The sequence below is a fragment of the Limnospira sp. PMC 1279.21 genome (assembly GCF_032349615.1).
In the GTDB taxonomy this organism is placed as follows: Bacteria; Cyanobacteriota; Cyanobacteriia; order Cyanobacteriales; family Microcoleaceae; genus Limnospira; species Limnospira fusiformis.
Genome location: NZ_JARPLU010000168.1, coordinates 1 through 9785, shown reverse-complemented (window position 1 = coordinate 9785; position 9785 = coordinate 1). Strand labels below are relative to the sequence as shown.

The 9785-nt window shown below is 45.2% G+C and carries 8 protein-coding genes; all 8 read left to right on the top strand.

Features of this window, described 5'->3' with window-relative positions:
* Nucleotides 1-328 precede the first annotated feature (328 nt).
* The 8 genes from P5683_RS19790 to P5683_RS19755 all read left to right on the top strand — a co-directional run bounded on the left by P5683_RS19790 (nt 329) and on the right by P5683_RS19755 (nt 9673).
* A complete protein-coding gene (locus P5683_RS19790) occupies nt 329-2158 on the top strand; it encodes an iron uptake porin (protein ID WP_008056836.1) in 1830 nt (609 codons plus the stop codon).
* Between the two features lie 34 nt (nt 2159-2192).
* A complete protein-coding gene (gene hflX / locus P5683_RS19785) occupies nt 2193-4001 on the top strand; it encodes a GTPase HflX (RefSeq protein WP_008056837.1) in 1809 nt (602 codons plus the stop codon).
* 121 nt (nt 4002-4122) lie between these two features.
* The gene (locus P5683_RS19780; RefSeq protein ID WP_315640955.1) at nt 4123-5784 is read left to right on the top strand and encodes a hypothetical protein; all 1662 of its coding nucleotides are present in this window, start codon (nt 4123-4125) and stop codon (nt 5782-5784) included.
* 15 nt (nt 5785-5799) lie between these two features.
* Nucleotides 5800-6795: a MoxR family ATPase gene (locus tag P5683_RS19775; protein ID WP_315640956.1), complete on the top strand. Its 996-nt coding sequence runs from the start codon at nt 5800-5802 to the stop codon at nt 6793-6795.
* Nucleotides 6785-8032: a hypothetical protein gene (locus P5683_RS19770; protein ID WP_006621744.1), complete on the top strand. Its 1248-nt coding sequence runs from the start codon at nt 6785-6787 to the stop codon at nt 8030-8032. Before P5683_RS19775 ends, P5683_RS19770 begins: the two co-directional genes overlap by 11 nt.
* Before the next feature lie 41 nt (nt 8033-8073).
* A complete protein-coding gene (locus P5683_RS19765) occupies nt 8074-8364 on the top strand; it encodes a nucleotidyltransferase family protein (RefSeq protein WP_315640957.1) in 291 nt (96 codons plus the stop codon).
* Nucleotides 8365-8405: 41 nt separating this feature from the next.
* Nucleotides 8406-8717, top strand: a complete 312-nt coding sequence (locus P5683_RS19760) for a nucleotidyltransferase family protein (protein WP_315640958.1) — start codon at nt 8406-8408, stop codon at nt 8715-8717.
* The gene (locus P5683_RS19755) at nt 8714-9673 is read left to right on the top strand and encodes a HEAT repeat domain-containing protein (RefSeq protein ID WP_315640959.1); all 960 of its coding nucleotides are present in this window, start codon (nt 8714-8716) and stop codon (nt 9671-9673) included. The genes P5683_RS19760 and P5683_RS19755 overlap by 4 nt, the downstream gene beginning before the upstream one ends.
* Nucleotides 9674-9785: the final 112 nt, after the last annotated feature.

The window sequence follows — 9785 nt, the reverse complement described above, 5'->3', positions numbered from 1 at the left end:
AATCGTCGCATTGTCCGGGAACAACCGGAAAAATGTCGCGTAAATGTATCAGGTATCGGAACGGGGCAACAATGTTGGGAGGCTTAGGCCACTTGTACCAACGAACTGCTAGGGAAGACCAAGGAAACAGGAATGCCTTATCGCAAGGTAAGGAAGCCCTCATCGTAATCTTGGATTCGATGACGGGAAGATGTCAGAATAAATTGGTTATATTATAGACCTGGGCTTCGCGAAGGCGAATCTAGGGTGTATAAAATAGCGAGGGGAGGTTTTGATCTCCTCGTTGCGAAACCTTATCAACCAAGTTATCCGTGTGAGGAGAGAGAGAGTGTCGAAACGATCATTAAATCTTTGGCTGCTCAGTCCAGCAGTATTGGGAGCTAGTCTATTAGCCTCTCTACCTGCGGTGGCGGAAATTTCGGCTACTGAGACAGGAGAAACAGAATTAACGACAAACAACGCTATCACGATCGCATCTATTGAGGATGTCACAGCCGAGTTACCCCAGCAACTAGCTCAAGTTCCGGTTAACCCCCATGCTGGCGGTGTATTTTCCCAAGGTAACTCAGTCGCGGACCGTGGCACAGAAATTCCCCTCGCTGACCTAGATGCTCCCAGTTCCGATGGGAATACGCTAAATCAGCTCAATCAATACGGTAGAGAAGGACAAAGCCGGAGACAGTCTCAGGTGACTTCCGTTTCTCAGTTGTCCGACGTACAGCCTACAGATTGGGCATTCCAAGCACTCCAGTCTTTAGTTGAGCGCTATGGTTGTATTGCAGGTTATCCAGATGGGACATTCCGAGGAAACCGTGCCTTAACCCGTTTTGAATTTGCGGCGGGGGTTAACGCCTGTTTAGAAAGGGTTAACGAATTAATTAACGCCGCCACAGCCGACCTAGTGACTCGGGAAGACCTGGCGAAAATGCAGCGACTGATGGAAGAGTTCGCGGCGGAACTAGCCAGCATTCGCGGACGGGTAACCGTGTTAGAAGCTCGTACTGCGGAATTGGAAGCTAACCAATTCTCCACCACTACCAGGCTGCATGGGGAAGTCATCTTTTGGCCGGGTGATAGCTTTGGCGATCGCGCTAGACATAACGTGGCAGGAGGTCCCTTTAGCCGCCGCAATAGTGACCCGACCCAAACCTATCTTGGCTATCGAGTTCGCTTAGACTTCGATACTAGCTTCACCGGACAGGATCTGTTAAAAACCCGTTTACAGGTTTACGACAATCCCAACCTGAGCGACTTCGACCTAACCAATAGCCTGATGTCTCGGACTCCCTTTGATGGGACTTCCAACGGAGTAGAGCTAGATGATTTATACTATCGTTTCCCAGCTTTCAATGGCAGGGCGCAAATCTTTATCGGTGCTAACAGCCTCGATTTAGATGACACCATGGAAATTCTGACCCCCTTTAATAGTGAAGGTACAGGCTCAATTTCCATGTTTGGTCAGCGCAACCCTGCCATTTTCCGGGGTCCAGAAGGAGCCGGGGTAGGGGCTAACTTCGCCTTTGGCGATCGAGACCGTTACCGATTGAATCTGAGTTATTTAGCTGGTAACGCATCGGATGCTACTGCTGGGAATGGCTTATTCAACGGTAGTAATACAGCATCGGCTCAGTTTGTGTTTGAACCGACGGAAAAACTGGGATTTGCGGTAGAATATGCCCGCAAGTATTTCACTAACGGCGGTGTAGAGGTAGCTGGCGGGACTGGTAGCTGGATTGCCGATCGCCCCTTTGGTGATAATGCGACCACCAGTGATAACCTAGGTTTCCAATTCAATTGGCGGCTGGCTAACAGCTTCCAATTAGGAGGTTGGTTCGGTGCTACCTGGGCTAACCAACAGAATAATGGCAGTGATAGCGCGACCATTCTCAACTGGGCGGTAACTCTTGGTTTCCCCGATTTACTGCGAGAAGGCGACACAGGCGCATTAATTGTGGGAATGCCTCCTAAAGTGACCTCCCATGACAGACCAAGCCTAGAAAATAGTGATACTTCACTGCACATTGAAGCCTTCTATCACTTCCCCTTCAGCGAGTATATTTCCATTACTCCCGGAGGATACTTCATCACCAATCCCGGTCATAACGATCGCAATGCCACCATTTTCGTAGGAACCCTGAGAACTACATTCCAGTTCTAACCCCAGTTCCATTCAGATATTAGCAGATTGAGTTTTGAGCGACCCCATATCGGTTCTCAAAACTCATTTTTTTGTTATATTTTGGGGAAATGTTAAGCAACCAAAAGGAGCGCCTATCGAAACCATACACGGAAACCTGCAAGGTCTCAAACCGAGTCAGCTTAAACAACTGCAACGCCTGTACCATCAAAAACTACCAGGCGATCGCATTACTACTTCAGAATTTGCCCAGCGACTCGCCGGGGTAAGTACAGACATCAAAGAGCCAGTCTGCGCCTATATAAACCGTCGTGGGCAGGTGATTAGGGTGGGAGTAGGCACGGTCAGTCAGACCCGCATTCCTGCCCTAGAATTGCCCCGCTATGGTAATGGTCGCCTCAGTGGTATTCGGTGTATAGCCACCCAGTTAAAATCTGATGTACCTAGGGAGTCAGTCTTAACCGCCATGGCTATGCAACGGTTAGATGTTTTGGCGATTTTGACCCTGACCGGAAGCGGGTTTGAACGTCGTGGGGGGGGTGGGACAGGTTATGTGAAAGAAGCCTATCTCGCCCATTTGTTACCCCAAGGGGAAGGGGAAAACCAGACCCAACTTGATAGTCCTCTGGCTCCAGTACCCTATTATGTTTCATCCCCCATGAGTCTTGATGTTCTCTCTAACCAAGATTTCCTGGATTTGGTAGATGGACTAGAAGCCGAATTTCAGCGGGAATTTGTCGCCCTTGATGTCAACTCTGACCAAGATAGGGTGCTATTGGTGGGGGTACAAACTGACAAAATTTCCACCCAGAGATTTGAAGAAGGGTTAGCCGAATTAGCCCGCCTGGTGGATACGGCGGGGGGTATTGTCCTGCAAACTCTTCGCCAAAAGCGATCGCGTCCCCATCCCCAAACGGTAGTCGGAGAGGGAAAAACCCAGGAAATTGCCCTGGCGGCGCAAACTCTGGGGGCGACCTTAATTGTTTTCGATCGCAGTTTATCTCCGGCGCAAGTCCGTAATTTGGAAACCCGCATTGGAGTCCGAGTAGTCGATCGCACCGAAGTTATCCTAGATATTTTCGCCCAACGCGCCCAGTCTGGGGCGGGAAAATTACAGGTTGAACTCGCGCAGCTAGAATACAGTCTACCGCGTCTCACCGGAAGGGGTCAGGCTATGTCTCGGTTAGGTGGCGGTATTGGTACTCGTGGACCTGGGGAAACTAAACTAGAAACGGAAAGACGGGCCATTCAGCGGCGCATCGCCCGCCTTCAGCAGGAGGTTAACCAACTACAGGCCCATCGCGCCCGTCTCCGCCAACGTCGCCAACGCCAGGAGGTTCCTACATTGGCTATTGTGGGTTATACGAATGCGGGTAAGTCTACTTTGCTTAATGTTCTCACCGCTTCGGAAATTTACGCGGCTGACCAATTATTTGCTACTCTCGACCCCACTAGCCGCCGCCTAACTATCCCCGATGCGATTACGGAAGAACCCCAAAATATTGTAATTACTGATACGGTGGGGTTTATTCATGAATTACCCCCAGCTTTAATTGATGCTTTTCGCGCTACTTTAGAGGAGGTGACTGATGCTGATGCGCTGCTGCATTTGGTAGATTTATCTCACCCGGCGTGGCAGGCACAAATTCAATCGGTGATGGAGATTTTAACTCAAATGCCGATTACTCCGGGTCCGGCTTTATTGGCTTTTAATAAAATCGATTCTGTGGATGGGGAAACTCTCCGTTTTGCCCAAGAAGAATACCCCCAAGCTGTATTTATTTCGGCTGCTAATGCCCTCGGTTTGGAAACTCTCCGCCGCCGCATTGCACAGTTAATTGATTATGCGATCGCTAATCAATAAGAGACTTCCAGAAACCCGGTATCTCCCAGAAACCCGGTATCTCCCAGAAACCGGGTTTCTTTTCCCAGTGTCTTTTCCCAATTGTGGTATCATCGGAATACTTCCTAATCAGTAGTTACTTATGACCATTGGGCGATCGCTTCGTCGTGTAGCGATTTGTAGCGGAATTTATGTTGGGGCTTCCGTCTTATTACCGGAGTTGGCTATCCCGGTCGGTTTTTTATCGACTAAGGAAGGTCAAGATTTCTTGAAAAAACTTGTTGAGTTTATTACCAGCGTGGTGGCTGGAAATACCGCCAATGCTATTGATAACTTTGACCCAAGCAGAGGTTCTGATTACGTTAGGCTAGAGAATGAGGATTTAATTCGCGTTTGTGGAAAGGCGATCGCGCAAATTATTCATTTGGCTGCCCAAAATTCTAATAACCCCTATTCCAAGCATCTGAAAATGATAGCCGCCAAAGCCACAGAAAACTGGGTAGAATTGGCGCGTTCTGAATTTGCTCAATCGAAATATCAAGAGTTAACCGAGGGAGAAATTCCCTTAATTATTACCCCCACAGAAGAAGGGTTAACTCAAGCGGAAATTTTGACCGTTGAAGAGTGGCGGACTATTTTAGCCAAATTAGATTTAATGGCGGTAGACTCAGCCGAAGGCGTTGATTTGCCGGATTATGTGCGCCAATATGTAGCAGAATTACTGCATAAAGAATTTCCGCGAGTTTTACGAGAAGCATTAAAACAGGACTTTAAAGCCGATGGTAAAGCCTTTGCTGGGTTAATGCTTCAACTCATCACAGGAATTCGGCAACAAGTAGCCCAACAGGGTGAAATTGCCCTAATTTCCTTGGCAAAACTCGAACAGATAGAACAGCAGTTAACCGGAACCGAACAGCAGCAGGAAAGAATCTCCGAAAAAATCGATGAGCAATCCCAAAAGATAGACTATATGATTGAGTTAATTCAACCTCACCCCAGCGAAAGGATCGAAAATAAATTACGTCAAGCCTTGCTGGAACTAGATTATAGTGAGCAAGTTAATTTATTTAAGGAGTTTTTAGATAATGATGGAATAGTGGGGGCTTTTTTGATTCATGGTTCAAATAAGTCCGAACCCCATTGGTTGGCAACTTCTCTCATAGAAAATGTTCTCCATGTACAAGTTGAGACAAGTCATAGATATAATACATCAGATGCTATTATAAATCTCAGTTTTGTGGGTAACACTCAAAGTCGTTGCTTAAACAGTATTCTGAGGCAAATTAGTGAAAAATTGAGACTTGAAGTGCCGGGATATTCAGTTGATCGTGTTGTTCAAGAAATCTGTAAAATTTGGAAACGTAACACTATAATTATACTTATTGAAGTTGAAGAAAATATAGACTCCAGCTTTCTGGAAGAATTTATTGATAAATTTTGGCAGCCTCTCGCCAAATATGCCAGGGAACAAAGAGAACTATCTTCTCATGACTACAATCATAGCTTAATGTTATTTATGCTTGATGTAGACGGATGTACCCAGAGTTGGGATATCAGTTTTACAGAAGATATTACATCAGAGCAAATACCTGAGATTCCCATCAAATTGACACAAATTAAACCCATGAAAATAGGGCAAGTAAGGCAATGGTTACGCACCCATTTTTCTAAAGATAAAATATTATGGGGATTGACAGAAAACCTCCCTCAAGAAATGCTGATAATAGACCAAACAAACATCTATCACAAAGATTTTATCTATACAATTTGCAAGAGGCTTGAAGTTGACATTAAATGGAGATAAAATCGATAATTTATTATGGAAGTCTTTGATATGGATGACAGAGTGAATCAACCAATGTCTAATCAACACTATACCGGAAAAAAGCATCCTCCTAAAGACCATAAGGAGAATGGACAGCGAGTTTATCCCTATTTACCCAGTGATGAACTTGTGGAAGCCGTTAATTTAGCCATTACTTTACAGCGTCCTTTGCTGCTGCAAGGTGAACCCGGTTGTGGTAAAACTAAATTAGCCCAAGCTGTCGCCTATGAGTTGGAATTACCCTATCTCTGCTGGACGATTAAATCCACCAGTCGCGCACAAGATGGCCTCTATACCTATAATAACTTAGCCAGACTGCGGGACTCTCAATTACTGGGGTTAGGTCAAATTACTGACCCCGAAGAAATCCGGCGGGTTAAAGACCCTAAAACCTATGTAGAATTGGGTAAACTTGGGGAGGCTTTTCTCAGCGATAAACCTACCGTTTTATTGATTGATGAAATTGACAAGGCGGATATTGATTTCCCCAATGATTTATTATTGGAGTTAGACGAAAAACGCTTCTCTATACCCGAAACGAAAAAGGAAAAGACGGCTAGACATTCTCCGATTATCTTTATTACCAGTAATCAGGAACGAGATTTACCGGATGCTTTTTTAAGGCGCTGTTTATTTCATTATATTGAGTTTCCCAAAAAAGAACGGTTAATTGAGATTATTATGGCTCGGGTTTTTGGGGTGACACAAGATAAATCAACGATTCCTGAAAATGAAAATGAGTTGATTGAAGCAGCGGTGGATAAGTTCCAGGAGTTGCGGGGATTTTTGCGGGAGGAAAAAGGAGAAAGAGGTAAAAATATCAGTACCAGTGAGTTGATTGATTGGTTTGAGGTCCTGCGTCAATATCCTCATGATGAGGTGCTGAAAAAGTTACAGGGTCGTTTACTTCCCTATTTAGGGGTTTTACTGAAAACTTGGGATGACCACCGACTTTATTTAAGCAAATCTAGGGGGAAGGATGAAAGTTAATGATTTACCCCTGCGAGAGTTATTTGACAAGCTGCGTCAAGCGGGTTTTGTGTTGGGGATTGATGAATATGAACTGCTGTTAGAAGCCTTGATGAAAGGGTTTGGCATTGAGGATGAAGCGGCGTTAAAAAGACTCTGTAAAACTTTGTGGGTGAAGTCCGTTGAAGATGAAAAAATTTTCAATTCTTATTTTGAGGAGGTGATGTCTAAACCCCTTGAGAATCCATTGGTAACAGTCGAGAAACCTATCGCCCAACAGCCCCCAATTCCGACAGCACAGCCACCAGTCCCATTCAACCCATTAAAGTCTCTACTGAGGTCTGGGTTAGACCGTATCAAAAAAATCATCACTAAACCGACTAATAAACCTTTAGACCATTCACAATCAAAATCAGAAAATCAACAGATTCCAGACAATCAAGAAAAGTCGCAAATTCCGCCACCTTATCAGGGGGAAATAAGAGAGCCTTATCAGGGGGAAATAAGAGAACCTGATGAATCTGAATTTATGCCGCAAGAGGTGGCGGTAGAAATGGATGATGAGGTACAGTTACTGAAAACCATAACCAGTGAACAGTTTTTTTTATATTCGGATTATTTGCCGTTAACCAAAAGGGAAATGAAACAAACTTGGCGTTATTTACGGCTTCCGATTCGCGAGGGGCCATTGGTTGAATTAGATGTGACCGCAACCATAGAAAAAATTATCCGGGATGGGTTTTTCTTGGAACCGGTGTTAGTCCCCCGACGCAGGAATCTGGTTGAGTTGGTTTTGCTGTTGGATATTGATGGTTCAATGGTGGCTTTTCATCCTTTGGGGGATAGACTGAAAGACACTGCCACGCGGGGGGGAAAGTTGGGTGCATCGCGGGTTTATTATTTCCATAATTGTCCGGTGGATTATGTTTATGGGAAGCCGGGATATTCTGAGGCGGTGAGGGTGGAGGATATGTTGAGCGGATTATCTGCCAATCGCGCTTGTATGCTCATTTTTAGCGATGCTGGCGCGGCACGGGGGGGATATAGTGAAGATAGGTTACAATTGACTGAGAGATTCCTGCGGCAGTGTCAGCAACACTTACGTTATCTGGTTTGGGTGAATCCTGTGCCGAGAGAACGGTGGGCAAGGTCCACGGCTGGGGAAATCGCTAAGTTAATCCCGATGTTGGAATGCGATCGCCTTGGGTTACAAAATGCGGTTAAGGTGTTACGGGGAAATCCAGTGAGTTGGTCATAAATCCTAGCATTTTTTCATCTAATTGTCAAGGGTATTATTGTATGAAACTCAAAGATGAATTACAACAAAGACGAGATGAAATTTTAGCCGTTGCACAACAGCATGGGGCGTTCAATGTGCGGATATTTGGGTCGGTGGCGAGGGGGGAAGAACAGGAGGATAGTGATATTGATTTCTTGGTGGAAATGAACAGTAATTGCAGTTTATTGGATAGAATTGCCTTAATCCAAGATTTAGAGGAATTGTTAAACCGAAAAGTTGATGTCACGACGGTTAAAGGTTTACGGGATTATTTTAGAGAACAGATTATCAATCAGGCGATTCCGCTATGACAGATGATGAAATATATTAGTAATTTTATCGGCAATTAATCATGAAACTGAAGGATGAATTACAACAAAGACGAGAGGAAATTTTAGCGGTTGCACAACAGCATGGGGCGTTCAATGTGCGGATATTTGGGTCGGTGGCGAGGGGGGAAGAACAGGAGGATAGTGATATTGATTTCTTGATTGATTATGATTTAGCCAAAATCTCGTCTTGGTTTCCGGTGGGACTAATTCAAGATTTAGAACAACTCTTAAATCGGAAAGTTGATGTGGTTACCACCAAGTCATTACATTATTTTATTCGGGATAAAGTTATAGCAGAGGCGATTAGTTTGTCAGATTTGGGCAATCATTGAATGATGAAAATGGACGGCATATCATGGAACTAGAAGCGGCTAAACGTCGGATTAATGCTTTTCAGAAAAGGTTTGGGGAGCCTCACCTTTTTTTAGCTTATCATGCCGCGTTACCGTTGGCGATAACTCCCGATTTGCTGTATCGGATTTGGGCGAATTTTCGGCGGGATATTCAGGGGGAATTTATCGATATTCCTTGGATTGCGGTTTCGGATTTAATTCTCTCCAGTTTGTGTGATGAGGTGGGGCATGAATTGTATGAAATGGATGCGACAGTCCGCCAAGAATTGTTAGACCAGTTGAAAGCTAATCCTCGATTTACAGAGAAACGCCTGAAGGAAGTGGCGTGTTTTTTATTGCAGTATGTGCAGAAAGATTTAAACAGTCAAGATAGTTATGTCCGGGAGTTTGCCGAGTCGCAAAGTTGGGCGGCTTGGGCTTATGCCAAACCTCAGAAATCAGTGGAGTTATTGGCGGCGGCTTTCCGGCGGGCATACCGAGAAAACCCCAGGGATTTGATGCGGCTTTCGACGCTGACGGAGATGATTCATCAACCGATTCCAGAGTTTGACCGCCTGCTAATTTTTGCCAGGGCAATGGGGCATTATCGACGCAAGAAGTTTGAAGAAGCAAAGGCAGGGATCGCCCAGTTACCGAATGAGGGCGGGGTGGTTTCTGTGAGTGACAAGATTAAGATTCCGATTCCCCGCGAGTTGTTACCTGTTATTAAGACGGTTGAGGATGAAGAAATCGCTAAGTTGCTTGGAGTTATTGAAAATACTCAGGATGAAAATACCCGTAGGGAGGCGATCGCACGTTTAGAGAAAATCGGTGTCGGAAATCCTCAAGCGATCGCCGGGTTGCTTCAAGTTATTGAAAATACTCAGTCTGAATCTACCCGTAGGGAGGCGATCGCCACTTTAAGAAAAATCGACCCCGGAAATCCTCATCTGTAAATCAAGCCGCTTTCACCCTTCACCGGACTTCCGAAACCCGGTGGCTTGTTGAGACTCTTAGAAACCCGGTTTCTCTAAGAAACCGGGTTTCTTTTCCCAGTAGCAGAGCGAT